This window comes from Pseudomonas sp. SMV71, from assembly GCF_052042015.1.
In the GTDB taxonomy this organism is placed as follows: domain Bacteria; phylum Pseudomonadota; class Gammaproteobacteria; order Pseudomonadales; family Pseudomonadaceae; genus Aquipseudomonas.
Window position 1 is genome coordinate 281,150 of record NZ_JBKGGU010000001.1, and the last position, 25,219, is coordinate 306,368.

Annotated in this window: 19 protein-coding genes; 10 read left to right on the forward strand and 9 right to left on the reverse strand. The window is 61.1% G+C overall.

What is annotated here, in order from left to right:
* Positions 1–97 precede the first annotated feature (97 nt).
* From ACLEJQ_RS01410 to ACLEJQ_RS01430, 5 genes are all read left to right on the forward strand, one after another.
* The gene (locus ACLEJQ_RS01410) at positions 98–364 is read left to right on the forward strand and encodes a Rho-binding antiterminator (RefSeq protein WP_440791457.1); all 267 of its coding nucleotides are present in this window, start codon (positions 98–100) and stop codon (positions 362–364) included.
* Between the two features lie 172 nt (positions 365–536).
* Positions 537–1,763, forward strand: coding sequence for a colicin E3/pyocin S6 family cytotoxin (locus ACLEJQ_RS01415; protein ID WP_440791459.1), 1,227 nt, complete (start codon positions 537–539; stop codon positions 1,761–1,763).
* A 7-nt stretch (positions 1,764–1,770) separates the two neighbouring features.
* Positions 1,771–2,025 (forward strand): colicin E3-like toxin immunity protein, encoded by a 255-nt coding sequence (locus ACLEJQ_RS01420; RefSeq protein WP_440791461.1) that lies wholly within the window; start codon positions 1,771–1,773, stop codon positions 2,023–2,025.
* Positions 2,026–2,112: 87 nt separating this feature from the next.
* Complete coding sequence (locus ACLEJQ_RS01425; RefSeq protein WP_440791463.1) at positions 2,113–2,367, forward strand: colicin E3-like toxin immunity protein; 255 nt, start codon at positions 2,113–2,115, stop codon at positions 2,365–2,367.
* A 275-nt stretch (positions 2,368–2,642) separates the two neighbouring features.
* Complete coding sequence (locus ACLEJQ_RS01430) at positions 2,643–3,728, forward strand: diguanylate cyclase domain-containing protein (protein WP_440791465.1); 1,086 nt, start codon at positions 2,643–2,645, stop codon at positions 3,726–3,728.
* Here the strand turns inward: ACLEJQ_RS01430 and ACLEJQ_RS01435 are convergent.
* The 3 genes from ACLEJQ_RS01435 to ACLEJQ_RS01445 are packed head-to-tail and all read right to left on the reverse strand — an operon-like array spanning position 3,712 to position 9,309.
* The gene (locus tag ACLEJQ_RS01435) at positions 3,712–6,066 is read right to left on the reverse strand and encodes a TonB-dependent receptor (protein WP_440791467.1); all 2,355 of its coding nucleotides are present in this window, start codon (positions 6,064–6,066) and stop codon (positions 3,712–3,714) included. The genes ACLEJQ_RS01430 and ACLEJQ_RS01435 overlap by 17 nt on opposite strands.
* Position 6,067: 1 nt before the next feature.
* On the reverse strand, positions 6,068–8,470 hold the full coding sequence (locus tag ACLEJQ_RS01440) for a hybrid sensor histidine kinase/response regulator (protein WP_440791469.1): 2,403 nt from the start codon (positions 8,468–8,470) through the stop codon (positions 6,068–6,070).
* On the reverse strand, positions 8,470–9,309 hold the full coding sequence (locus tag ACLEJQ_RS01445; protein ID WP_440791471.1) for a response regulator transcription factor: 840 nt from the start codon (positions 9,307–9,309) through the stop codon (positions 8,470–8,472). The genes ACLEJQ_RS01440 and ACLEJQ_RS01445 overlap by 1 nt, the downstream gene beginning before the upstream one ends.
* A gap of 199 nt (positions 9,310–9,508) precedes the next feature.
* On the opposite strand from ACLEJQ_RS01445, the gene ACLEJQ_RS01450 reads away from it, so the two are divergent.
* Positions 9,509–9,913 carry a DUF488 domain-containing protein gene (locus tag ACLEJQ_RS01450; RefSeq protein WP_440791473.1) on the forward strand — a complete coding sequence of 135 codons (405 nt, stop codon included), beginning with the start codon at positions 9,509–9,511 and terminating at the stop codon, positions 9,911–9,913.
* Positions 9,914–10,095: 182 nt separating this feature from the next.
* Entirely contained in the window at positions 10,096–11,598 is a 1,503-nt protein-coding gene (locus tag ACLEJQ_RS01455; RefSeq protein WP_440791474.1) for a DUF6630 family protein, read from the forward strand.
* 78 nt (positions 11,599–11,676) lie between these two features.
* On the opposite strand, the gene ACLEJQ_RS01460 is transcribed toward ACLEJQ_RS01455, so the two are convergent.
* Positions 11,677–11,934 carry a hypothetical protein gene (locus ACLEJQ_RS01460; protein WP_440791476.1) on the reverse strand — a complete coding sequence of 86 codons (258 nt, stop codon included), beginning with the start codon at positions 11,932–11,934 and terminating at the stop codon, positions 11,677–11,679.
* Positions 11,935–12,169: 235 nt separating this feature from the next.
* Here ACLEJQ_RS01460 and ACLEJQ_RS01465 point away from each other — a divergent pair, with 235 nt between their 5' ends.
* From ACLEJQ_RS01465 to ACLEJQ_RS01475, 3 genes are all read left to right on the forward strand, one after another.
* Positions 12,170–12,586, forward strand: coding sequence for a VOC family protein (locus tag ACLEJQ_RS01465; protein ID WP_440791478.1), 417 nt, complete (start codon positions 12,170–12,172; stop codon positions 12,584–12,586).
* A 238-nt stretch (positions 12,587–12,824) separates the two neighbouring features.
* The gene (locus tag ACLEJQ_RS01470; protein ID WP_440791479.1) at positions 12,825–13,820 is read left to right on the forward strand and encodes a TRAP transporter substrate-binding protein; all 996 of its coding nucleotides are present in this window, start codon (positions 12,825–12,827) and stop codon (positions 13,818–13,820) included.
* Between the two features lie 243 nt (positions 13,821–14,063).
* Positions 14,064–15,971: an alkaline phosphatase D family protein gene (locus ACLEJQ_RS01475; protein ID WP_440791481.1), complete on the forward strand. Its 1,908-nt coding sequence runs from the start codon at positions 14,064–14,066 to the stop codon at positions 15,969–15,971.
* A gap of 160 nt (positions 15,972–16,131) precedes the next feature.
* Here ACLEJQ_RS01475 and ACLEJQ_RS01480 read toward each other — a convergent pair whose 3' ends face one another.
* The 5 genes from ACLEJQ_RS01480 to ACLEJQ_RS01500 form a co-directional block, all read right to left on the reverse strand.
* A complete protein-coding gene (locus ACLEJQ_RS01480) occupies positions 16,132–16,632 on the reverse strand; it encodes a methylated-DNA--[protein]-cysteine S-methyltransferase (RefSeq protein ID WP_440791482.1) in 501 nt (166 codons plus the stop codon).
* Between the two features lie 190 nt (positions 16,633–16,822).
* Entirely contained in the window at positions 16,823–19,558 is a 2,736-nt protein-coding gene (locus ACLEJQ_RS01485; RefSeq protein ID WP_440791484.1) for a LuxR C-terminal-related transcriptional regulator, read from the reverse strand.
* Positions 19,559–19,929: 371 nt separating this feature from the next.
* Entirely contained in the window at positions 19,930–21,294 is a 1,365-nt protein-coding gene (locus ACLEJQ_RS01490) for a DUF1329 domain-containing protein (RefSeq protein ID WP_440791485.1), read from the reverse strand.
* Positions 21,295–21,319: 25 nt separating this feature from the next.
* Positions 21,320–23,176, reverse strand: a complete 1,857-nt coding sequence (locus tag ACLEJQ_RS01495; RefSeq protein WP_440791487.1) for a DUF1302 domain-containing protein — start codon at positions 23,174–23,176, stop codon at positions 21,320–21,322.
* Positions 23,177–23,507: 331 nt separating this feature from the next.
* Positions 23,508–25,190 carry a fatty acid--CoA ligase gene (locus tag ACLEJQ_RS01500; RefSeq protein ID WP_440791489.1) on the reverse strand — a complete coding sequence of 561 codons (1,683 nt, stop codon included), beginning with the start codon at positions 25,188–25,190 and terminating at the stop codon, positions 23,508–23,510.
* Between the last annotated feature and the right edge of the window lie 29 nt (positions 25,191–25,219).

The following is a 25,219-nucleotide window of genomic DNA, read 5'->3' on the forward strand; positions in this document are numbered from 1 at the left end:
GACAGGAGGCTACATGGATGCCTCCTGTCCGAACCGTCGAAGCCGTCGCCCGGCAGGGCGACTCCCACTCCCAGGCTGTACCGTTGCGAGGCATGAAATGGATACCTACAAACCCTTGAATTGCGACCTGCATGATTACCTGGAAATTGCCTGCCTATACGGCTATGCGCTAGACATCGAGCTGACTGATGGCCGACGTCTGACAGTCCGTGCAATCACCACGCGCACTTCTCCTACGCGAGAAGAGTTTCTTGAAGTGCAGAGCGCTGATGGTCGTCAGGAGATCCGCCTCGATCGGTTGTTGGCGATTACACCGCAAGATAGGAACGCCAGGTTTGGCCGCGTTGTGCTAGCCGAAGGATGACGAGGCCCGTCAATCAATAAACCCAGTGGTGGGTACTTAGGGCCTTCACTCTCCGTCCCGTCCTGCATTTAGCGAAAACGGACCAGCCATTCCAGGAAACCTCCTACAACCTTCTCTTGAGCTCCCGCGTTAGCGTCTGTCCTTGCCTTTATCGGACGAGACTCACAACGCTGTGACACGCAAACAAGACATCCCCCAGGTCCGAAACCCACCCGCCGGCGATGGGCATCACGTCACGTACAGGGACATGACCGCCAGTGAACTGGCCGAGCGCGAAACTCGACAGCGGGACTATGAGTCCATGCTCGCCCGGCAAGCTGCCTATGAACAAGCGCGCTGGGCCAAGGTGGATAACAAACCGCTACCCGAGGTAACCGGATGCGTGTTTGCCAAGAGCTGCAAGCTCCCCAACGGCATCATCGATTACGCCAACCCCAACGGCTATGTCCCGGCGGATCTGATCAAGCAGTATGGCGAACTCATGTGGCTCGGCGGGCGCAGTGCCGACCCGTCCGGCGCGGTGCCCCTCAAGCGGATCGGCGCGAACACCGTTCCCGTTACGTTGGGCAGGTTTGCGCTGGGTGGTTCGGCAACGTCTACGGCTGCCGCTGCCAGCGGCACCGTTGGCGCAGCTCTGCTGACGGGGATCGTTGCCCTGCTCTGGCCCTCCAGCCTGGGTGACAGCGCGCTCTACAGCGAGGATCAGCTACGTCACCTCAAGCAGGCCCGCAGCCGCATGCGCCTGAGCATCGAGCAGGAGGCCGATGGCAGTCTCAAGGGTTACGGTTTCTACACCGGGCAGAACCCCGGCTGGGAGATGGTCGACGTTGTGCAGTTCACTCCGCGAGCCGACCAGTTCATTGCCGATCTGGGTGATGGCGTCGAACTGATCTGGACGCCGGCCACCGATCCTTCCGACACCCTTGGCATCCCTGCCCTGGAGGCCGCGCCCCAGGCGCCGCCCGTATGGATTTATCCGCCGACACCGATGGCTGACAGCATCATCGTCGACCCGATTTATCCGCCGGAGTACTGGGATTTTATTCTGGTGTTTCCGGCGGATTCGGGGGTTCGGCCGGTTTATGTGGTTTTGAGTGTTCGCCGAAAGGGCTTGGCCGAGACCGGCCACGACTACCATCCTGCCCCAAAAACCCACGAAATTGTTGGCTTTCCTGGATTGAAAACAGGCGTAAAAAAGACACCCGTGCAAGGAGGTGGAGGCCTTCGGCATCGCTGGTTTGATTCTAAAGGCAGAACAATTTATGAATGGGATTCTTCACATGGCGAATTGGAAGCCTATCGTTCAAGTGATGGAAGCCATTTAGGCGCATTCGACCATATTACTGGCGAGCAGACAGACGGCCCCAAAAAAAATCGTAATATCAAAAAATACTTGTGAGGATGAAATGGGACTCAAACTTAGACTCGAATGGTTTAACAAAAAAACCGAATTCTACGAAGGAGAGGAACACTCAAACGATTTGGGCGAGGACGGTTCTGTCATTGAAGCCCTGGGGATTCCATTCGAAAACAACATCAACAACGGAGGCTTCAACGTTCCCCAGGAATGGATAAAAACCCTCCAACCTTACTTTAAGCATTCAATTGACTGGACCACCTACATCTATCAGGTCTCGTTCGATTATCGAGACAGTTGGTAGACACACTACATACACCCAATGTATGCCCCCTTCCCTGCGTCTAAAAAACAAAGACAGCAGCATTAAAAAGTATTTGTGCGGACTTCAATGGGTTTGAAGCTTAGATTGGATTGGTACGACAAAAAAACCGAACTGGCTGGAGGCAAAGAGTATTCGAAGGACATGGAGGATGACTTGTCGATAATCTCTGAGCTGGATCTGGAAAGCGAACCAGAAATATATGACGGAGGCTTTGATGTGCTTGCTCGATGGATACCTATACTCCAGCCCTTCTTTGATCATCCAATCGATCCAGAAAAATTCGACTATCAGATTGCATTTCGACACCGAACCAAGTGGTGAAACTGACCTAATCATTTAATCCATTTTTCGCTTTTGCGATGTGGGGCTGCTGCGCAGCCCAGCGGGAGCAAGCTCCCTCGCCACGGGGTTGTGTTTTTCCTGAAGCTTTAGGGTAGCCCCGGCTAGCGCGCTCATCCCCCGCCAGCAAAAATCTTTTCCCTCCATCCCCTCCCGCAAAGCTCCCATCCGCTCCAGCAAAGCCCCTGCCGAATTCGCCCAGCGATAATCCCCCTTCGCTTGCATTCCCCTTACCCGCCAGCCTCACATAAACCCAAATGAACCTACGCACCTTCATCCGTAGCTATTGCTTCGATTCCAGGCTTGCAACAAATGCGCTGACCCACCTGCACCGGTTTTTTTCGTTCCTGGCAGGTTACCTGGCGCAGCAGGGCTTTGATTCCAGGACGCTGCCGGCCACCTGTGACGTGGACGCGCTAGAGCGACGCGGTAGCGGGGTTTGCCCGGAGTTGGCGGCGACGGTGTTCAGTCATGCGCGGGAGGGGGTTGTTCTGGTGGACGCTTACGGTCGGGTCATCAGCGCGAACGAGGCGTTTACGCGGCTTACCGGTTACGGGCAGGACGAGGTGGTGGGCCGGGATTTGAATTCCCATCGCATGGTGCGGCGGCTCGCGGCTTTTTATGGGCCTATGAGGAATGCGCTGGATTTCCATGGCCATTGGTCCGGTGAAATCCAGAGCAGCCACAAGGATGGCCGGGAGATGACGTCGCGCATCAGCATCAGTGCGGTGCACGACCGTCACGGCAATGTTCAGCATTACGTGGTGTTGTTCAGCGACATGACGCAGATGAAGCAACGGCTTCAGTTGCTGGAACGCGATGCTCGTTTTGATGCGCTGACACAACTGCCCAATCGGCTGCTGTTGGCCGAGCGGATGCGTCAGGCATTGGGCACGGCGCGTATCCATCAGCAGAAAGTCGCCATCGCGTTTATTGACCTCGATGGGTTCAAGGCGCTCAACGACAGTTACGGCCATGACTGGGGGGATCGGGTGTTGCAGATTGTCGCGACGCGGATCAATGCGACGCTGCGTGAGCGCGACACACTGGCGCGGCTCGGTGGCGATGAGTTCGTGGCCGCGCTGGTGGGTTTGCAGGAAGTGGAGGAGTGCGAGCCGTTGCTCAAGCGCATGCTGCAAGCGGCCAATGCACCGATCCTGATTGGCGCGCAGACGGTGGAGATTGCCGCGAGTATCGGGGTGGCGTTTTATCCCGAGCACGGTGAGGAAATCGATGGGCTGATCAGCAAGGCGGACAAGGCCATGTACCTGTCGAAAAAGGCTGGCGGTAATCGCCTGGCGTTCTGTCCGACGCGTTTTATTTCGCTTAATAACGAAGCCTGAGGGTGGTGCCGAGGGTTCTTTCGCTGCCAGTCATCACGCCGTAGTCGCCAGCGCCCAACAATGAGTAAACGGCGGTGATGTAGTGCCGGTCGAAGGCGTTGCGCACCCAACCTTCCACCTCCCAGCCATGGTCCTGGCTGCGCAGGCCCAGGCGCAGGTTGGTGAGGCCGTAGCTCGGTTGATAGCTGCCTTCGCCGCCTTCGAGGGTGCCGTAGTAACCGGTCCTGAAGCTGTAGTCGACGCCGCTGTACACCTCTAACCCGTTCGCCAGCGGATGGGTGTGGTCCAGGCCGCTGCTGAGGTTCCATTGCGGGGCGTTGTAGAGGCGCTCGCCGCTGAGGTCGCAGGTCCATTGGCCGGTCTCCGGCGGGCAGGGTGCGTTGGAGAAGCTGCGATAGCGCGCATCGCTCCAGGCCAGGCCGAGGCGCCCGGTGAGCCGCGAAGAAAGTTGCCAGGCTGAATCCAATTCGATCCCGCGCAGGCGGACCTTGCCGACGTTGATCAGGTTATCCCGCAGCGGTGGCGCAAACATCGAGGTCGGCGGGCTGTAAGTGAGTGCCTGGTAGTTATCGACGTCAGTCTGGTAGACGGCGAGGTCGAGCATCGCACGCTCATCCCAGAAGCGTGTCTTCAGGCCCAGTTCCAACGACGTGGCACGCTCCGGCTCGAAGGTGGGCGCAGCAAACGGACCGACCACGTCGAAGTTGATGCCGCCGGCCTTGTAGCCCCGCGACCAGCTGACGTAGCCCATCACCGTCTCGCTGAAGCGATAGCTGGCGCTAAGCAGGCTGGAGAGGTTGTGTTCTTCAATCGAATCCTCGCGGTAATAGCCACCGCCGAGAGCGATGTCGCGCAGCACGTGTCCACCGGCCTGGAAGATCGGAGGCAAACCGTCCAGCGGCGCAAGGTTACTGACGTCGCGCGAGACCCAGCCGTCCTTGCGCTCCTGGCTGTAGCGCAGGCCGCCGGTCAGCTCCAGCGGGTCGACCGGGCGCCAGGAAAGCTGACCGAAAATCGCCCGGCTGTCGCCCTTCTGCTGGCCGTCGTAGTGTTGCCGGGCGCCGTCCAATAATTGCGCCGGCACTTGCCTGGGGTCGGTGAAGGTGATGCCGTAGAGTTTTTGCAGTTGCTGCAACTGATCGCCGACGAACCAGGCCGCAGCGTCGTTACCGAATTGGACGTCGATGTCCCGATCCAGTTGCTGACGCAGATAGTAGAGCCCGACGACATAATCGATGGATGAGCCGGCCGTGCCGGACAGCCGCCATTCCTGGCTGAACTGCCGGTGCCCCAGCTCGGTCTCGGACTGGGCGACCGACAGCGCCGTGCTGTCTGCGTCGCGAGTGGCGCGGTAGTCCCAGTCGCGATAGGCGGCGATGCTGGTCAAGCGCAGCGCCTGGTTCAGGTCCCAGTTCAATTCCAACGAGACACCGTTCTGCAAGGTTTGCGGACGCCCCGGTGCGTCGACGCGGATCTCGCGTTGGTACGGATCAGGCTGCGTCAGTGGATAGCCGAGGAACTGAGCGCGCTTGCGGGTTTGCTGGCTGTAGTGATTGACCAGCAAGACGTTGCCGGCTTCGTTCTGCCGAGCATGGTCAGCGATCAATCGCGCACTGAAATCCGTATTCGGGGTCCACAGCAGCTGCCCGCGCAGGCCTTGGCTGTCGGCGTCACCGAGTCGGGAGCCGTCTTCAAGATTTTCCACTTGCCCATCCTCTGAGCGGTCGAAGACATTCAGCCGTCCGGCCAGGACGTCGTCGCGCAGTGCCCCGGAAATCGTCCCGCGATACTCACGCAGACCGCGCTCGCCGTAGCTGGCCTCTAGGCCGGCCTCGGGCTGGAACGTCGGTGCGCGGGTGACGATGTTCAGCGCGCCGGCAGTGGTGTTCTTGCCGAACAAAGTGCCCTGAGGCCCGCGCAGCACTTCGATGCGTTCGATGTCCATCAACTCGGTGAAGGCCATGCCTTGGCGCGCCTGGTAAACGCCATCGACGTAGGTGCCGACACTGCCTTCCAGGCCATCGTTGTAGGCGGTCGCGCCGAAGCCGCGCAGGCCGAAGCCGGCATAGCGGGCGTCATGCCCGGACACCACCAGCCCGGGCACGCGTTGCTGGATGTCTCGCAACGTATGCAAACCGGCCTCGTCCAGTTGCTCGCCGTAGAGGACGTTGATCGGGATCGGCACCTGTTGCGGATCTTCCTCGCGGCGTCGGGCGGTCACCGTGGTGGCATCGAGGACGATGGCGCTGGGCGCCGGCGCTTGCTCGGCACCGACCGACGCCCAAGGCAGTGCCGAGAGGCCGCCAAGCAACAGCAGCCGGTGTCCCGAAGCGCGCATGCTAGTGCTCCCGCGCCATCGGACGATGCACCGGGTCCGGGCAAATCAGCGTCTTGACCCAGGCCAGCAGCTCGTGGCTGTCGGCGGGCTTGAGCAACACGGCGTCGAATGTCAGGTGCTGCGGATATTCCTGTGGCCGGCGCGCCGGTAATGCCGAATAGAGCATCACCGGCAGATCGCCCCAGCCCTCGCGCACCTGGCGCAGCAGTTCCCAGCCGCCCATGCCGGGCATCATCTGGTCGCTGATCAACAGGTCGACCGGCTGCTCTGCCAGGCAGGCCAAGGCCTCTTCACCGTTGACCGCGATGCTTACGTCAAAGCCATAGCCGGCCAGCAGGTCGTAAAGCCATTCGCTGTTCTGCTCGACATCGTCCACCAGCAGCACGTGCTTGCCCTGCCCATCAAGCGGCGCGGCATGATTGTCGACGATGCCGTTTTCCAAGTCGTGTTCCTGGGCGCATTTGAGTTGCAGCCGAAAACTGAAGCGGCTGCCGCCCTGCTCGGTGGCTTGTGGTTCCAGGTGACTGCCCATGCGCTCCAGCAGCTGCGTGACGATCGACAATCCCAGCCCGCTGCCTTCGTAGCGTTGCGCATTGCGCCCACGCTGGAATGGTTGCAGCAGCCGTTCGAATTCTTGCGGATCGATGCCGATGCCAGTGTCGACGACGCTGAAGCACAGTTCGACGGTCTCAGGACTGTCCCCAGAGGTACCGCTCACTTCAAAGCGGATCTGCCCGTCTCGGGTGAACTTCGCCGCGTTCGCCAACAGGTTCATGAGGATCTGCCGCAGGCGTTTGAAATCGGCTTCCACCAGCGCCGGCAGGTCATCGGCCACAGAGGATTCAAACGTGTTGCCCTGCCGTGCGGCGAGGAAACCGGCCTCCTCGGCGATCTCCTTGAGAAATCCGTACAAATAACCCGGCGCGAGGCCCAATTGCATTTGCTCCAGCTCGCCACGGGAGAATTCGAGCATCTCGTCGATCAATTCCAGTTGCTGGCGGGCATTGCGCTCGATGGTGGCCTGATAGTCGCGGTTCGGCGCCCCCTGCAACAGCCGCGCATAGTCGATAATGCGCACCAGGGGCGAGCGCAGGTCGTGGCTGATGCGGGCCATCAGCGCACTGCGGGCCGCCAGGGATTCACGCAACTGCGCCGTGCGCAGCGTGACGGTGCTCTCCAGGCGCTCGTGCTCGGCCTGGCGTTGTTGGTCGAGGGTGGACAGCGCCTGCCTTTCCCGCTGGCGACTGCGGTTGACCTCCATGATCAAGGTGCACACCAGCAGCGCCACGCCCGGAAGGGTCGAGGATAGGCTGTGTTTGCTTTGCGGCGACTGCCAGGGCAATTGCTCCTGCGGGAAGAAATAGCGCATCAGCAATTGCCCCAGCAACAACCCCGGCACCAGCCAGGCCATCCAGTTGTAGCTCAGCCGTTTGCGCCAGGCCATGAACAACGTAGCGAGCAGCACGGCGTAGAAACTCAGGAGCGATAACTGGATAAACCGCGCACCCTGGACCGGATCGACCTGCAACCACCAGAACCGGCCGACGGCGCATCCCAACAGCGGCAGCCAATAGCTCCAGCCGATGACCTTGGGCAGCCGGGCAACCTGTAGCAACACGCGCATGTAGGCAAGGAACAGGATGAAGGACATCACGCTCGCGCAGGCCAGCAGCTCTCGCGTCCAGCCGAGTGCCGCAGGCCAATAGATCAGGTAGCCGTTCACCAGGCAGGTCAGCAGGATATAGCTCAGAACCGCGCCCGCATTCACGGTCAGCAAACGCGAGCGCAGGATCCCGCCGACGATCAGCCCGAACGGCACGACCAGCAGAACAATGCCCAGGGTGAGCCCGTCGCTCAGGTAAGTCTGCTGCTGCGCCCGCAGCAAGGTCGGCTCCGACCACAGCTGCGGCTCCACCAACATCTGGAAGCTGCTCGTCACGCGTACGAACAAAGTGCTGCTCTGCCCTGCCGCCAGAGTAACCGGGAACGCCGGCTGACGCGCTGGCGGCTGGGGCCATTCGGCCAAGGGATGGGCGCCGCCGGCATGGGCTTCACGCCAGCGGCCGTCGGTGTATCGATAGACGCGCAGGTCTTCCAGGCGCGGCGCACCGATCACCAACAGACGCGAACAGGCCGCATCGCTTGGGTTGGAAAGTTGCAGTTTCAACCAGAAGGCCGAGCGGCTATAGCCTTGGGCCGGCCATTCTTCGGTGGCTGGGGTGAATCGCGTGTCGGGCAACTGAGCGACCGCTTCCACGCTCAACGTTGCCGGGATGTCTTCGATAATCTGCACCGCTGGCATCAAGTCCAGTTGCTCAGACTGGCAGATATCCACAGGCGCTGCCCGTAACAGGCTCGCAGGCAGCAATGCCATCGCCAATAACAGAACCTGTAGCAGCCGCATCAGGCGCGCCCGGCCGACTCTGCATCGGCAACACCCAAGGTCTGCTGGCGAAACTGGCTGGGTGTCATGCCGATTCGTTGGCGAAAAGCGGTGGTGAAGTTGCAGGCGTTGCGAAAGCCGATCAGCTCGGCGACGTCTTGCACGCTCATGGCGCTGTCGGCCAGCAAGGCCTGGCCGCGTCGCAACCGGGCATCGCGGATGTAGGCGAAAACGGTCAGGCCCAGGTGCTCGCGAAATATCCGCGACAGGCGTTTTTCGTGGGTGCCGACCTTGTGCGCCAGTTGCGCCAAGGAGGGTGTCTCGTCGAGCTGGTTTTCAATCAATCGCATCGCAGCGCGCAACACGATCTCGTCGCCTTCCGGCTCCGGTTGGGCTGTGTTGTCCTGGCTGGCTGGCAGTGTGCGCCAAGTCAATTGCAGGTGGATCCTGATACGCGCCAGCACTTCCTCCGGCGCGCAGGATTTGGGGATGTAATCGACGCCGCCCACGGACAGCCCTTCCAGACGCTCGAAGGTGCTATTGGCCGAGGACAGAAATAGGATCGGCGTGTGTCGGGTCGCGGGCGCCTCGCGCAGCAAACGGCAGAGGCTGAAACCGTCCATGTGCGGCATGTGCACATCCAGCACGATCAGATCCGGACGCAACGCCAGGGCGCGCTGATAACCTTGGTGGGCATCGCTGGCCAGGGAGATGCGCCAGGGTTGCGTCTTGAGCAGGACGAGCGTGGCGCGGATATCCTCCGGCACATCGTCGATAAGCAGAATATGCGGCTGCGGGCCGGACAACGCCGTTGCGCCTGCCGCCACGGCTTCCCGCCCTTCGTATCGTCCGTCGTCCATTCGCTACGTTCTCTTATCGTGTCCGCTGCCAAGTCATCGCCCGAAAGCAAAGGTATCGCAAAGCTCGTCGGTGGATCGGTATTAATCGTTATACCCATAGCGGCAGGTCATGCGAAGACTTGAAGACACCGGATCGACCCTGGTCGACCGTGCACTATCGACCTAGACTCAAGCGGTCCCTTACGAATGGCAGGCCTTGATGATCCAGTGCAAACGCGCCTATGAAGCCGCTGGCGCCGAGGATGGCGTCCGTATCCTGGTTGACCGCTTGTGGCCGCGTAACTGTCGCAAGGACGCGTTGGTGATAACTGAGTGGCTGCCGGAAGTGGCGCCTTCCCATGAATTGCGCAAGGCGTTCAAGGCGGGGGCGGTTTCCTTCGACGCGTTCAGGGCGGCTTATCAGCGGGAGCTGGCGGCGCGGCCTGAGCTCTGGTGGCGGCTGGTGGATGTGGCTCGGGATGGGAATCTGACGCTGGTTTATGCGGCCGGATCGACTGTTGAGAATAATGCCGTGGTGTTGGCGCAGTGGTTGGAGGATGAGGTGGAGAAGCGGGCGGAGGGGAGTTCGCCGGTTTGTTATTTGTCAGGGTTTTCGCAGATGTGAGGTGGGGTCGGTTGGGGCTGCTTCGCCCGAACGCGGACCGGCCCAGCGGGAGCAAGCTCCCTCGCCACGGGTTCAGTGTTCGCCTGAAGTGGGTGGTGTTTGTTGTGACGTGACTGGCGAAAATTTTTCTGCTGTGCGGCTAAGATGGCGCAGCTTGGGAAATCACAGGGAAGGCACGCGTCATGCAGTCGAAGTTCGATCCGTTGGTCCATATCGATTGGAAGACGCCAGGCGCTGACTTGCTTGGGTTGTTGCAGCATTACTACCCCGGCCTCGGGGCGTTCAGCGGCGCGGCGTTCGAGGCGTTGCTGGATGAGCTATCCAATGAAATGCCCGAGGTCTGTTTCCAGGCACTGGCGGCCGTGTTGGCGCGGGACGGTTTCGATCTGTGGAACCTGGATGCCGGCGGCGATGATTATCGGCCGGTAATCGTTCCGCTCGATCAGCGCGAGGCGTTCGCCCGGTATTGGCAGACGCAGGGCAGCGGGTACACGGCGCTGTTGTTCGAGCCGGCGAAGCCTGCCGCCACCGAGCGAAAGCCGGCCAAGTCCAAACGCAAAAAACTCAATTGGCTACAGGACGTCCATGACTATCCTGGCCCCACCTATGTGCATGAATTGAACTACCGCAACGGCTGGGCCGCGATAACCGAGCAGGATGACGAACAGTGGCTGTGCTTCCTGATCGACTACAACCAGTGGCCGCCCGCTGAACAGGACATGCTCGAACAGCGCACCGATGGCGTGGACGGCGCGGACCTGGCGCTGGTCGACGCCAACCCCGAGGGAAGCCTGTGGCGACGACGAGTCAAATCCGGGGCCTACAGTTGCGATGACCGCTATCGCTACGAACGGCGTCAGGGCGATGAGATCCAGGCGTTCGGCCCGGCGCAGATGCAGTGGCCTGAGTTCGACCAGCCCTGCGTGGTGGTGGACGGGGAAGTCTTCGAGCGCCAGGTCATCTACCAACCAGAGCATAAAACTCGGATCTGGCGGATCACCGCGGATTCCAGTGAAGTCATTTTCGAGCACCCGTCCGACCTGACGCTGCTGCCCATCGGTCCGCGCCGTTTGCTCTTCATGCAGGACAACGGCACGCTGTGCTGGATCTGGTCCATGGACCCACCGCACCAGACTGTGGTTGCCAAGCCGTTACCGGTGGACGGTTTCAAGCTCAGGGCCTCCAGCGCGTACCTGGGGGGCGATGAGGTCCTGTTGTTCAGTGAAGACGGGCGCCAGAACCTGGAGCATCCGGGCTTTCGGGAAACCGTACTGCTGGCCTGGCGCTTCAACTTCGTCACCGGCGCCACGACCAAGGCCCTGCTCGACGGCTTCGGCAGCGAGGTGCGCCAGGACACCCGCCTGCTCGTCACCCAACCCAAGCAAGTGATCACCATGCGCACCTTCCACGGCCAGCTCCACGTCGCCCGCGGGCATGGCGATTGGTGGGTGTGGAATTACCAGACCCACACCTTCGGCGCCCATACCCTGGCGTGGTTCTGGAATCAGCACAGCCATGAAGTGCTGAAGCTGTCGAGCAAGGACATCGCCCGGATCAAGCCGCAGATCCGTTACCTGCCGGCGCAGGATCGTTACCTGGCGTTCGAGACCGAGTTTGTGGCGCGGTTGCCGGGGTTTGGGGAGATGGTCGAAGGCAAGGGCACTGAGATCCTGAATTTCGAATGAGGGACCTGCTGCCGGAAATTTTTCATGGTGGGGGGGCGCCGTGGGTGATCGGTTGATCCAGTGAGTCCGAGGCGAAGCTCAGTTGCAATGCTTGCGGGCATATAAATAAGCGGCTAGCGCTTGCCCGGTAGATATATCCTGCCTGTCGAAATCCGGAATTTCGATTTCAAACTCCTCTTCGATTGCCTTATAAAAATCGTCCACGCCGAAGTACCTCCAGCGCCCATCGTGCAAGACAGGTGCAGGAGCGCCCAGCGCATCGAGTCGCACGAATCTTTCCAGTACGATCAGTACACGCTCTTCAATCTCACCTAACTCGCCATCTATAAATATCATGGGTCAGCTGCTCGAATTGCAGTCGTCAGCAGAGCTACCTGTCGATCTGGTCCCGGCCTGGCCGAGCATAGGGCAAGGTGGATGTCACGACGCCTGTCAGAGTTGACAGTTGTTGGAAACTTTCGGCTATAACACCTGGTGGGAATGGGCACCATGACACGCGACATGACACATCCGCGCTATCGGTTAATTGAAGCCCCCTCTGGCGCTGGCGGCATGAAGACAGGAGGCCTGTATGCGTAACTTCTCCATCCAACAGATTGACCACATTGTTCTGCGGGTGAAAGACATCGAGCGCAGCCTGGCGTTCTACACCTCGGTACTCGGCTGCGAGCTGAAGAAACGGCGGGATGACCTAGGCATGATCCACCTCGGCACCGGCGCGTCGATGATTGACCTGGTGGCTGTCGAAGGGCCGCTGGGCCGCCAGGGCGGACCGGCAGCCGGTGGGCAGGGGCGCAATGTCGACCACTTCTGCCTGCGCGTTGAACCGTTTGATGAACAAGCCATCCTGGCTCACCTGGCGTCGAACGGCCTGAGTGCCGAGAAAGCACAGATGCGATATGGCGCACAGGGTAATGGCTGGTCGATCTATTGTTTCGATCCGGATGGTAACCAGATCGAGTTGAAGGGCCCGACGGTGGAGGCCTGAACGCTACTTGGCCGGCCCTGCAAAAAGAAGCCCCTGTGGGAGCGAGCCTGCTCGCGATAGCGGTCTGCCTGGATCGGTGATGTTGGGTGTGCCACCGCCATCGCGAGCAGGCTCGCTCCCACAATGGGGATGGGTGGCGGACACAAAAACAATGGACACGGGGTTTCTCTCCTAGACTTGCTGCTGTATCGCCGGTGAAACACCCGCGCGCTCGACAAGGATGAAAAAGGACCCCGCGATGCTTAGATACCTGTGCAAAACGTTCGCCTGCCTGCTGGCCTTGAGTGCACTGGGCAGTGCCCTGGCGGCTGAGCCGATTGTCATCAAGTTCTCCCACGTGGTCGGTGAACAGACGCCCAAGGGCCAGGGTGCGCTGATGTTCAAGAAGCTGGTGGAAGAACGACTGCCAGGACGCGTGAAGGTCGAGGTGTATCCGAACTCGACCCTGTATAGCGATGACAAGGAGATGGAAGCGTTGTTGCTGGGAGATGTGCAGATCATCGCGCGGTCGCTGGCCAAGTTCGACCAATACACCAGGACGGTCCAGTTGTTCGACCTGCCGTTCCTGTTTGATGACATTGGCGCAGTGGACCGTTTCCAGCAGGGGCCCGAAGGGCAGAAGCTGCTCAAGTCCATGGAGAGCAAGAACATCACCGGCCTGGCTTATTGGCACAACGGCATGAAGCAGTTATCAGCCAACCGGCCCCTGCGCAAACCCGAGGACGCCCACGGCTTGAACTTTCGAATCCAAGCGTCCGCGGTGCTGGAGCAGCAGTTCAACGCCGTGGGGGCCAAGGCGCAACCAATGAATTTCTCGGTGGTGTACCAGGCCCTGCGAACCGGTGTAGTCAACGGTACGGAGAATCCTTATTCGAACTTTTACGACCAGAAGCTCCATGAAGTGCAGAAATACGTCACCGAGACCAACCACGGCATCCTCGACTACATGCTGATCACCACCTCGGACTTCTGGAACGGCCTGCCGCCGGACATCCGCACCGAGCTGGAAAAAATCGTGGTCGAGTCCACTGCCCATGCGAACAATGAAGCGCTGCGCTTGAACCAGAAGGACCGGCAACGGGTCCTGGATGCCAAGACCACTGAAATCATCGAACTCACACCTGAAGAGCGCAACGCCTGGCGCGACAAGATGAAGCCGGTATGGGCGAAGTTTGAACAGGCGATCGGACCGGACCTGATCAAGGCTGCCGAGGCGTCCAACACCACCCAGTGATTGAGCGGATGGCATTGAATCAACGGCAGGAATACAACCTTGCTCCCGCTGGGCCGGTCCGCGTTCGGGCGTAGCAGTCCCGAGGCTTAACCTGACGCATCGTAGCATCGCGTTCTTCTGGGGTGCTTCGCACCCCAGCGGGAGCAAGCTCCCTCGCCACAAAAGCGAGTCTTCCCGACCCCCAGCGACAAAGCTCATTGCGCTATGATCCCCGCCTCCTCCTGAACAGAGCTTTACCCGCAAATGCTGCCGTCCACACCCGACACCACCCCTGCCCTGCCCCCTGTCCTGGTCGGCCCGTTGTTGCGGCGCCTGGAACCTGCGCGACTGGTGATGTGGCTGGTGGGCACGCGGCCGTTGGCGCTGACGCTGTGGATCGAAGGTGTGGGCGACATTGTGCTGGATACGACGCGCTGCACCGTGGTGCCGGTGGGGCAGCAGGCATTTGTGCATCTGATCGATGTGCAACTCGACACACCCTTGCCCCGGGATGTGACGATCGGCTACGACCTGCGAGTGGACGCTGCGCCCATCGCCGACTGGGCGCCGCATCTGTTGTACAAAGAGACGCAGCACCCCAGCTTCATGCTGCATTCGCGCATCGAACAACTGGTCCACGGTTCTTGCCGCAAACCCCATTACCCGGCCAATGACGGCCTGCTCTGCGTCGACCGGCTGCTGGCTCAGGTCCCGGAACAACGACCGGCACTGCTGATGATGAGCGGCGACCAAGTGTATGCCGACGATGTCGCAGGCCCCATGTTGCGGGCAATCCATGCGTTGATCGAACGCCTGGGTCTGTTCGAAGAACGTTTGGACGGCGCGGTGGTGGAAGACAGCGCCAGGCTGTACCAGCACCCGGCCAGCTACTACCATCGCGCCGATTTGCTACCGGCACTTGAGAGCAACGAAACCCTGCGCGAGCGATTTTTCGGCGGTGCGCGTAAGCCGATTTTCACCAGCAGCAGCGCCGACAATCACCTGGTGACGTTCGCCGAAGGCATGGCAATGTACCTGCTGGTGTGGTCGCCGGTACCGTGGACGCTGATTGATGTGCAGCCGCCGGAATTGACCGCCGAGCGACGCCAGCGCTACGACCTGGAACAACAACGCATCGACGCGTTCAAGACCGGTCTGAGCGGCGTGGCGCGGGTATTTGCTCATCTGTCGTGCCTGATGATCTTTGACGATCACGACATCACCGATGACTGGAATTTGTCCGCCCAGTGGGAGGAAACGGCCTACGGCCATCCATTCTCCAAGCGCATCATTGGCAACGCCCTGATTGCCTACATGCTTTGCCAAGGCTGGGGCAACAACCCGGACGCCTTCATTGGCGTGATCGAGCAAACCCGGGCATTGAGCGAAACGGCCCGGGATCGCTACCTCGACAGCGCACCGCAAGACCAACTGATCGACTCGCTGCTGGGGTTTCAGCAGTGGCATTACGTGCTGCCAAGCAGCCCGGCCCTGGTGGTGCTCGACACCCGCACCCGCCGCTGGCGCAGCGAGAACAACCTCAAGCAACCTTCCGGCCTGCTGGATTGGGAAGCCCTGAGCGAACTGCAGCAGCAATTGTTGGATCATCCGTCGGCGATCATCGTTTCGCCGGCGCCGATCTTCGGGGTGAAGCTGATCGAGACCGTGCAGCGCGCGTTCAGCTGGTGCGGCTATCCCCTGCTGGTGGATGCGGAGAATTGGATGGCCCATCGCGGCGCGGCCCAGGTCATCCTGAACATTTTCCGACACTCGCGGACACCGGGTAATTACGTGGTGCTGTCAGGGGATGTGCATTATTCCTTCGTCTATGAAGTGCTGATCCCACACCGCAAGGGCGGCCCGCGCCTCTGGCAGATCACCAGCAGCGGCATCAAGAACGAATTCCCGCCAGCATTGCTGGAATGGTTCGACCGCCTCAACCGCTGGCTCTATTCCCCGCGCTCGCCATTGAACTGGTTCACCAAACGCCGCAGCATGCGCATCATCCCCCACACCCCGGAACACGCCGAAGCCGGCGAACGCCTGTGGAACAGCGCGGGGATTGGCCAGGTGTTCTTCAACGAACAAGGCCAACCGGCGCAGATCTATCAACACAACGCCGACGGCAAACCAGCGACGCGGATGTTGCCGCCCAAACCATCCCAACCCTGAAAAATCACCGCGCACTTGTGGGAGCGAGCCTGCTCGCGATAAGGCGGCACATCCAACATCCCTGCGAGCTGACACACCGCTGTCGCGAGCAGGCTCGCTCCCACAGGGGACCAGTGCATGGCGTGATATCGGCGGCCACTCGCTCCCACCGGGGCTTGGGTCAGAAGGCCAATTGCAGGGTCTGTTGCCCTTCGAGGCTCAGTAGGTATTGCTTGGCCGCGAGGCCGCCGGCGAAACCGGTGAGGCTGCCGGAGGTGCCAATGACGCGGTGGCAAGGAGCGATGATCGAAATCGGGTTGCGCCCATTGGCGGCGCCAACCGCACGAACCGCTGTCGGTTGGCCGATCTGGATGGCGATGTCGCGGTAGCTGCGGGTCTGGCCGAAGGGGATGGTCAGCAGTGCCTGCCAGACCCGAACCTGGAAATCAGTGCCGGCGAAGTCCAGCTCCAGTTCGAAACGGCTGCGCTGCCCGGCAAAATACTCCAGTAGCTGACGTTCGGTTTCCAGGAGCACCGGATGCTGGTTGTCTTCCTCCAGAGGCCCCAGGCGTACCCGATTGAGCCGCTCGTTTTCCCAGAGAATGGCCGCCAGCCGAGTATCCCGGGCGACGAGGATCAACTGGCCAACGGGGGATTGGATGGTTTTGTATTGGGGTAGCAAGGGCTCATTCCTCTGCTGACTTGCCTGGCTTTTGTGGCGAGGGAGCTTGCTCCCGCTGGGGTGCGCAGCGCCCCCAAAGCCTGACGACGCGATGTATCAGGCGCACATGTTCGCCGTCATGGGGTTGCTGCGCAACCCAGCGGGAGCGAGCTCCCTCGCCCCAAGGGCCTCGCTGGGTCAGAAACCATCGTCAACCCAACAACCCCAGCGCCTTCGCCCGCGCCACCGCCTGGGTACGGCGCTCCACACCCAGCTTGCTATTGATGTGGCTGGCGTGGGTCTTGACGGTGTGCAGCGAGATAAACAGCTGCTCGCTGATCTCCTGGTTCGAACACCCTTGGGCAATCAACTGCAACACCGCCCGTTCGCGGCTGCTGAGGGTTTCGACAGGCACCGATGGCTCGCAAGGTTGCGCCAGCACAGAAGGCAAGCGCTCAAGCAGATCTTCGCGCAACTGGCTGGGCGGGGCTTGTAGCAATTGTTCGCGCAGCCACTCACGCTGCTCGCCCAACAGCCACTCGAAAGGTTGCAACACTCCACCAGCAGCCGCTTCGAAAGCCTGGATCAAGGTACGGCGGGCTTCGGCTTCGCGCCCGACGCCCAGCAGCAGCGCGACTTTCTGGTTCAACGCCATCACGCTGAGCATCTGCCGTCCGGTCTGCTGGCCGTGTTCGAGCAAGGCGTTGAGCCGTCCCTCGGCAAGCATCGGCTGGCCCCGGATCGATTCGAGCACGGCCTGTTGCAGCTCCACATGCAATGGCAATTGCGGATGGAACTCGGGCGGTGCCGCAGCCCGTTCGCCGGTGTAGGTCTGGCCCAAGCGCGCCAGCCAGGCTTCGGCCAGGTCGGTGCGGCCCTGGGCGAGCCAGAGTTCACATTTGACCAGGGTGATCATCGCCAGATAATAGATCGGCGGAACATCCCAGATGTGCATCAGCCGCTCGGCTTCGGCCAGCTCGGCAAAGGCCCGGGCGAATTCGCCGCTGTAGCCTTCGATACGGGCGATCACGCAGTGGCCGATCAGCACGCTGATGTCGCGACAGGCGCGGGCTTCGGTGAGGCCCGCCTGCAACCGCGCCAATCCGGCATGGTGCTGCATGCGCAAGGTCAACAGGAAACCTTCGTAGAGAATCAACCGCGCCCGCACCGCGTACAGGCGCTGGGGCGACAGCTTGTGCAGCCGTTGCAGGCCTTGCTGCACTTCATCCAGCGCCCGCAGGATCTCGCCCCGCGCCTGTAAGACCCGGGCACGATCATAATGCGCCAAGGCTTCGAACAGCGGATTGCCCACCCGTTGCGCCAGTTCCAGGGAATCGCGGTTCAAGTTGCGGGCACGCCACAGATCGCCGTCGGCAATTGCCAGGTTAGACAGTGTCGAGAGGCACATCAGCCGCTGGCCGTAGCGCTTCTGTGGCAGGCTCTCCAGGGCTTCGGTGCAATAGCGCACGGTGGCCTCGCGATTGCCACGGCCACGGGCGACGATCCCGCTCAGTGCCAGCCATTGGGCGAGCATGGACTTCTGCGCGGTAGCCGAAGGCGCCGGCAGGAATCGACTCAAGTGGGCGGCAAGTTCTTCGGCGGCGTCCAGCTGGCAGGCCAGCCCCAGCGCCCAGCTATACAACACGATCAGCCGCGGGGTGCTGATGAGCAAGCTGTCGGGCAAGTCCATTTTCCAGCGCAACAACATGCCGACGTTCTGCTCGGCCAGTAGCTGTTCTTCCGAAAGGTTTTGCACCAGGTTCGCCGCCACATCCAGATGCCCGGCCCGCAGCGCCTGCTCCACGGCTTCATCGATCAGGCCCTGGGCATTGAACCAGCGACAGGCCCGCAAATGCAAGGTCGCGACCGGGACCATGGCCGGTGCGCTGGGACGACTGCGCAATAGATCAGAGAACAGGTGGTGGTAGCGATACCAGTGGCCGTGCTCGTCCAGCGGCACCAGAAACACCTGGTGAGCCGCCAGATAAGCCAGGATCTCGGCGCTGTCATGGGCTTCGCGCACGGCGTCGCACAGTTCGCTGCAAAAGCGATCCTGGGGCGCGGTGTCATAGAGAAACGCTTGCACGTCGGCCGGCAGGCAGTCGATGACTTCCTCGAGCAGGTAATCACGGATCAGCCCTTCCCCGCCGTGCAAGGCCTGGGGCAGCAAGCCTTCTGTACCGGCTTCGGAGGCAGCCAGCAGCCAGAAGCGCAACCCCGCGACCCAGCCTTCGCTGCGCTGGATGAGGCTTTCCATGGCCTCGCCGCGCAACGAACTGCTGTGGTGCTGCAGCAGCGTCAGGGCCTCGTCATGGGTCAGACGCAGGTCTTGCTCATTGAGCTCCAGCAGCTGCCGCGACAGGCGCAGGCGTGCCAGGTGCCAGTCCGGACGCTGGCGGCTGGTGACCAGCAGCAACAACCCCTCGGGCAGGTGATTGAGAAAAAATTGCAGGCAGCGATCCAGCACCGGGCTCTGGGCCAGATGATAATCGTCGAGCACCAGCAGCAGAGGATCACGGGGCGACAAGTGACTCGACAGTTCATCCAGCAGGCCGTCGAGCCATTCTTCAAAAGCAAAGGGTTGATGCCGCTGGCGCATTTTCAACAGCCCCAGCGCCCGACGCCCCAGTTCTGGAAAGAACGCCTGAAGCCCTTCCAACAACCGTTCGAGGAAGCGCCCCGGATCGTTGTCCCGGGCGCTGAGGCCCAGCCAGAGGCTTTGCCAACGCGCCGGCAGGCTCTGGCAAAACTCCACCGCCAGAGAGCTTTTGCCGAACCCCGCCGGCGCACTCACCAACAGCAACCTTCCGCCGAGCCCTGCCCTCAGTCGCTCGCACAACCGCGGCCGTAGTACATGGCCGTCAGGCAAGGGCGGGCGATAAAAGCGCCCGTCCTGTGCCGCGATGGCTGCGCGGGCTGTATCCGGAAGTGAGGACAAATCAGTCATGGCCGGCTCTTTTGAAATGCGAATGGCGGCGTAGCAGATGTCCGCAGACTAGCGGTAAACGAGGAGGTATTGAAGGGAGTGCTACAAATGGCTACAAAAAGACGACAGGCTGATTCTTCTTTGAAGAACGCCGGGACCGCTTTTCGTGGCGAGGGAGCTTGCTCCGGCTGGGCCGGTCCGCGTTCGGGCGCAGCAGCCCTGAGAACCGAGATCGCGCTGCATCAGGTATAACGGGGTCGCTGATTGGGGTTGCGTTGCAACCCAGCGGGAGCAAGCTCCCTCGCCACAGTGGGCGGTGCGTGCAGGGAAAAATAAACGCCCCGAACCAGTCGGGGCGTTTATTCGAGGATGCGGCCTCGGGGTAAAGCGGTTTAGCGGATGCCATCCTGACGCAGTGCGTTCGGGGTGAAGTCGGCGGTGCTGGCGGTGAAACCGAAGTCGTAGGCCGATTTTTCTTCGTTCTTCATGCCCAGGGCCAGGTAGCGGCCGGACTGCAGGTCGTAGAGGGTTTCCAGGGCATACCACGGCACTTGCTTGTCGTAGTAGTTCTCGGCATGGGCCTCGGCGACGCGCCACAGTTGGCCGCGACCGTCGTAATGGTCGATCACCGCCGCTTGCCAGGTGTCCTCGTCGATGAAGAAGTCACGCTTGGCGTAGATGTGGCGCTGGCCTTCCTTCAGCGTCGCGGTCACATGCCAGACGCGACGCAGCTCGTAGCGGGTCAGGTCCTGGTTGATGTGGCCGGCCTTGAGGATGTCGGCGTACTTGAGTTGCGGCGAGTCGATCTTGTAGCTGTTGGCGGCGATGTACAGTTCTTTCTTGCCTTCCAGCTTCCAGTCGTAGCGGTCCGGCGCACCGTTGTACATGTCCAGGTTGTCGGAGGTACGCAGGCCGTCGGCGGCGGTACCCGGTCCGTCATAGGACACTTGCGGCGCCCGGCGCACACGGCGCTGGCCGGCGTTGTAGACCCAGGCCGAACGCGGCTCCTTCACTTGGTCGAGGGTCTCGTGCACCAGCAGTACGCCACCGGCCAGGCGCGCCGGCGCGGTGACTTGCTGCTTGAAGTAGAACAGGATGTTGCCAGGGTTGGCCGGATCGAAATCCTTCATCTTGTCGCGGAACACGAACTGGTCGCGGAAGTACACCAGGCTGTACGAACCATTGGGCTGAGGCGTGGCCTGGGTCACCAGGCGCGTCACGCTGCCGCCGCGATAGCGGGTGATGTGGTTCCAGATCACTTCCACGCCGCTCTGGGGGATCGGGAACGGAATGGCCGTCTCGAAGTTTTCCAGGCCGTTGCCGCCGGACACCAGCTTGGTGTTGACCGCGTTCTTCTTGATGGAGGCATACACCTCGTCCGGCACGGTGGCGCCACGATGGGTCGGGTAGACCGGCATCTTGAAGGTTTCCGGGTAGCGCTTGAACATCGCGTACTGGCCCGGCGCGAGTTTGTCCTTGTACTGCTCGACGTTCTGCGCGGTGATGGTGAACAGCGGTTTTTCACTGGCGTACGGATCGGCAAGGAAGCCCTTGCTGTCCACGGACCCGGCGTTCTTGGCCATGGGTTTCCAGGCCGAGATCGAACCATCGGCGTTACCGGCCATCTCGGCGCCCATCGGTGTCAGGGTCTTGCCCAGTTTGTCGGCTTCTGCGGCAGGCACCGCGGCCATGACGCTGGCGGCCAGCAGGGAGACTCCCAGTACGCCGACCTGCAACAGACTCTTTGTTATTTTCATAGTGTGTCGTCCTGAAATACGGTGCTTAGAAAGTCACGCCGACGCTGAGCGCCAGGAAATCGCGATCATCCACGGTGCTGTAGTCACCACCAAAGAAGTTGGTGTAGGCCAGGCTGGCGTTGTAAGTGTTCTGGTATTCGGCATCCAGCCCGAGGCTGACGGCTTTGCGGCCTTCCTCGAAGTTGCCGCCAGGGCCTGGCGAGTAGCCTTTGACGTCGTGAGACCAGGCCACGTTGGGCTTGAGGTTCACCCCGGCGAAGACGTCCGGGTATTCCCAGATGGCGCGAGCGCGATAGCCCCAGGACGTGGCGGTGGTGAAGCCATCGTTGTCGCAGTTGCTGTTCACGTTGCCGAGAGTCTGACCACCGCCGGAGGCGGTCGAGGTGTTGAGCGAAGTACAGAAGCCATTGGGCAACTCGCCGGGACCGAACACCGGGTCACGGCCATAGCGCGCGTCGGATCTGCTTTCCAGCCCACCGACGTGGGTCACCCCGACTTCACCCACCAGGGTCAGGCGGCTGGCGCCCATGACCTGATCCAGGAAGTGGGTGAAGGTGGTTTGGAACTGCGTGATCTCTTTACGACGATAGCCGTGCAGATCCTGGCCCGGCGTGCCTTGGAGCACTGACGCATCGCCAAATCCGGGAAGTGGTGTCACACCGGCGAAGAGAATGTCCGTGGTGCTCAGTTGCACCGGTGCATTCGGGCGATAGCTGAGTTCACCGCTCCACGCCGTGCCGGTGGGCAGCGTCGTGGAGAAGCTCAGGCCATAGAGGCGGATGTCTTCCGGATACTCGACGAAATAGTTGGAGTTACCCGCCACGATCAACGGACGCAACGCGGCAATAGGCCCAGCCGTGTAGAACTGCTGCGCAGCGCCCTGGGCGCTGAAAATCGGCGCACGGCTGTGATAGTTCATGAAGTAGGCACCGAACTCGGTGTCCAGCGGCTCGAACATGTATTTCAACGATGCGCCCCACTGGCCGCCGTCGCGGGCGTCGCGGTCCGCGCCGCGACGTACCAGTACGCCTTCCTCATTGATATTGACGCCCTGGCCTTCCAGTATTGGCAAGATCACGCCCGGAAGCGGGATGGTCGAACGCTTGTTCAGCACCCGAAGGTTATTGTTACACCCATCGGCAATCACATCCGGCTGGGAGAAGAACGTGCCGCAGTTATCGACAACGGTCTGATCCCATTCAATCTGGTAGAACGCCTCGGCCGACAGGTTATCGGTCAGGCTCTGGGACACATAGAACATGTTGACCGGGATCAGGCCTTCCTTGATCTCGGCGCCAGGGCGACGGAACGCGGACACGTCGACCGGGTTGATGGAGTTGATGCCGCCCTGGATGAAGGTGCTTTCACCCCAACTGACCACCTGCTTGCCCAGGCGAACCGAACCCGGCTGATCGGCAATGGCGTAGTTGTGGTAGACGAATGCATCGAGAATCTGCCCGCCGGAAGACTTGGCGCCTTCCTTGCGGTTGCTGTCGCTGATGTCCTTGTACAGGCGGTTTTCGTCCTTGAGTTCAAAGTCGTACCAGTACTTGCCACGCACGAACACGCCGGTATCGCCGTATTTCAGTTCCAGGTCGTGGATGCCCTTGAAGATCTTCGAGAAGGTTTCCCCGCGCTTGAAGTTCAAGTGACCATCATCGGAGGTCTGGGACAGGCCCTTGCCGCCATTGTTGACACCGATCAGGTCTCTGTTGGGCTTGGCCGTGGACCAGCTCGCGCCGACCGACAGGGACGAGTCGAACTGGGCTTCGATTTCACCGATATTGAAACTGACGCCGAATGCAGGCCCGGCGAGCGAAGAGGCGAGACTGACCGCCAGAGGCAATTTTGCCCGGCGCCAGAACGTGGTTGCTGAGGTCATCGACGCTACTCCATGTGCATTATTGTTATGGCAGTGAATATTCCAGGAACACTTCGACGGCTGGGAGCGGCAGCGTCCCGACATCCGCGGAAGTCGCATCGCCCTTTCGTGCGTGCGCCCCGTTCCTGGAGATCCGTGAGCGGACTATAGCCAGCAGGTAGTACGGCTTGATCCCTCTAAAGTGTGATTTGCAGCCCTCGACCACTCTGGAACAGTCCTTTCGCCAGGCCGACAGGTGTCGGCACGGCAAGGATGGCTGAAATTCGTGGTTTGACAAGGCAAGCGCTTGCTTGGTGGGGTTTGCGTGCCCTTTCAGGCACGCAAGAACAGCTTAAAGCGTGGACAGGAAGGCGCTGTTATTGCTCTGCCATTCGGTGATGTCAACGCGGATGCGCTTCTTGTCGAGCTTGCCGACGCTGGTCTTGGGAATTTCGGTAACAAGGGCGATCTGGCTCGGGATCGCCCACTTGCTCAGGTGCCCCAGCTCGACGAACGGCTTGAGGTGTTCCTTGAGCTCACGCGCCCCGATCTGGTGCCCTTCGCGCACCACCAGCAAGGCAAACGGCCGCTCGCCCCACTGCGGATCGGGGATGCCGACCACTGCTACTTCGCGTACCGCCGCGTGACGACTGATGAGGTCTTCCAGGTCGAGGGAAGAGATCCATTCGCCGCCGGTCTTGATCACGTCCTTGATGCGATCACGGATATCGATGAATCCCATGCCATCCAGCGTGGCGACGTCACCGGTGTGCAGCCAGCCGCCGGCCCACAGCTCGGTGCCTTTCTGCGGTTCGTTGTAGTAACCCTCGGTGAGCCAAGGCGCACGCAACACCAGTTCGCCCTGGGTCTCGCCGTCGGCCGGAAGGAAACGTCCCTCGCTGTCGACAATCGCCGCCTCCACCAGGGGCCCCGGCACGCCGGCCTTGATCCGATAAGTGGTGCGCTCGTCTTCGCTGCCGGCCATCAACTCCTCGTTGAGGTGGGCGCAGGACACCAGCGGCCCGGTCTCGGACATGCCATAGGCGGCGGTGAGCTGGATGCCCCGTTCCTTGGCTGCGTCGTACAGGCTGCGATTCAGGGCGCTGCCACCGATGACGATTTTCCAGCCACCGAAGTCGGTGCCCTGGGCGCCTTTGGCGTTGAGGACCATTTGCAGGATCGTCGGCACGCAGTGGGAAAAGGTGACCTTCTCCTTGCGCCACAGCTGGATCAGGAATTCAGGATCGTAACGGCCGGGATAGACCTGCTTGAGCCCGAGCATGGTCGCCACGTAGGGCAGGCCCCAGGCATGGACATGGAACATCGGCGTGATCGGCATGTACACGTCGTTGGTGCCCAACAGCCGCACGCTGTCGACGGCCCCCATGATCGTCGCCACGCCCATGGTGTGCAGCACCAGCTGCCGATGGGTGAAATACACACCCTTGGGATTGCCCGTGGTGCCGGTGGTGTAGAACGTGGTGGCGACGGAGTTTTCGTCGAAATCCTGGAAGTCGTAGGTCGGAGGGGCAGCGGCCAGCAACTGTTCGTACTCGCCCACCAGGTTCGGCAACTCGGCAGTCTTTTCCGGCAGGTCGGTCAGCAACAAGGTCTTCTGCACCGAGGTCAGGTGCCCGGCAATCGCCTGGTACAGACCGACGAACTCGCTGTTGACCAGCACGAAGCGGTCGTCGGCGTGGTTCATGGTATAGACGATCTGTTCCGGTGACAGGCGCACGTTGATGGTGTGGATCACCGCGCCGATCATCGGGATCGCGAACATGCATTCCAGGTAGCGATGGCTGTCCCAGTCCATCACCGCCACGGTATCGCCGGCCTTGACCCCGGCCTCGGTCAACACGTTGGCCAGCCGTGCGACCCGCTCGATCAGCGTCGGGTAGCTGTAGCGCAACTGGTCACGGTAGATGATCTCGCGGGTTTTCTCGTAACGCGTGCCGGACATCAGCAGCCGCTTGATCAGCAACGGATATCGATAAGCGCCTTCGGCTGGAGTAATAACGCGAGTCTGCAACATAGGGGTCCCTTTTCTGGCTGCACGTTCTT

What these genes read in the sequence shown, in the direction of transcription:
- ACLEJQ_RS01455 (WP_440791474.1), top strand. Translation starts at nt 10,096, where the DNA reads ATGCAGTCGAAGTTCGATCCGTTGGTCCATATCGATTGGAAGACGCCA.
- ACLEJQ_RS01420 (WP_440791461.1), top strand. Translation starts at nt 1,771, where the DNA reads ATGGGACTCAAACTTAGACTCGAATGGTTTAACAAAAAAACCGAATTC.
- ACLEJQ_RS01410 (WP_440791457.1), top strand. Translation starts at nt 98, where the DNA reads ATGGATACCTACAAACCCTTGAATTGCGACCTGCATGATTACCTGGAA.
- ACLEJQ_RS01430 (WP_440791465.1), top strand. Translation starts at nt 2,643, where the DNA reads ATGAACCTACGCACCTTCATCCGTAGCTATTGCTTCGATTCCAGGCTT.
- ACLEJQ_RS01475 (WP_440791481.1), top strand. Translation starts at nt 14,064, where the DNA reads ATGCTGCCGTCCACACCCGACACCACCCCTGCCCTGCCCCCTGTCCTG.
- ACLEJQ_RS01440 (WP_440791469.1), bottom strand. Translation starts at nt 8,470, where the DNA reads ATGCGGCTGCTACAGGTTCTGTTATTGGCGATGGCATTGCTGCCTGCG.
- ACLEJQ_RS01495 (WP_440791487.1), bottom strand. Translation starts at nt 23,176, where the DNA reads ATGACCTCAGCAACCACGTTCTGGCGCCGGGCAAAATTGCCTCTGGCG.
- ACLEJQ_RS01500 (WP_440791489.1), bottom strand. Translation starts at nt 25,190, where the DNA reads ATGTTGCAGACTCGCGTTATTACTCCAGCCGAAGGCGCTTATCGATAT.
- ACLEJQ_RS01470 (WP_440791479.1), top strand. Translation starts at nt 12,825, where the DNA reads ATGCTTAGATACCTGTGCAAAACGTTCGCCTGCCTGCTGGCCTTGAGT.
- ACLEJQ_RS01445 (WP_440791471.1), bottom strand. Translation starts at nt 9,309, where the DNA reads ATGGACGACGGACGATACGAAGGGCGGGAAGCCGTGGCGGCAGGCGCA.
- ACLEJQ_RS01460 (WP_440791476.1), bottom strand. Translation starts at nt 11,934, where the DNA reads ATGATATTTATAGATGGCGAGTTAGGTGAGATTGAAGAGCGTGTACTG.
- ACLEJQ_RS01490 (WP_440791485.1), bottom strand. Translation starts at nt 21,294, where the DNA reads ATGAAAATAACAAAGAGTCTGTTGCAGGTCGGCGTACTGGGAGTCTCC.
- ACLEJQ_RS01450 (WP_440791473.1), top strand. Translation starts at nt 9,509, where the DNA reads ATGATCCAGTGCAAACGCGCCTATGAAGCCGCTGGCGCCGAGGATGGC.
- ACLEJQ_RS01435 (WP_440791467.1), bottom strand. Translation starts at nt 6,066, where the DNA reads ATGCGCGCTTCGGGACACCGGCTGCTGTTGCTTGGCGGCCTCTCGGCA.
- ACLEJQ_RS01425 (WP_440791463.1), top strand. Translation starts at nt 2,113, where the DNA reads ATGGGTTTGAAGCTTAGATTGGATTGGTACGACAAAAAAACCGAACTG.
- ACLEJQ_RS01465 (WP_440791478.1), top strand. Translation starts at nt 12,170, where the DNA reads ATGCGTAACTTCTCCATCCAACAGATTGACCACATTGTTCTGCGGGTG.
- ACLEJQ_RS01485 (WP_440791484.1), bottom strand. Translation starts at nt 19,558, where the DNA reads ATGACTGATTTGTCCTCACTTCCGGATACAGCCCGCGCAGCCATCGCG.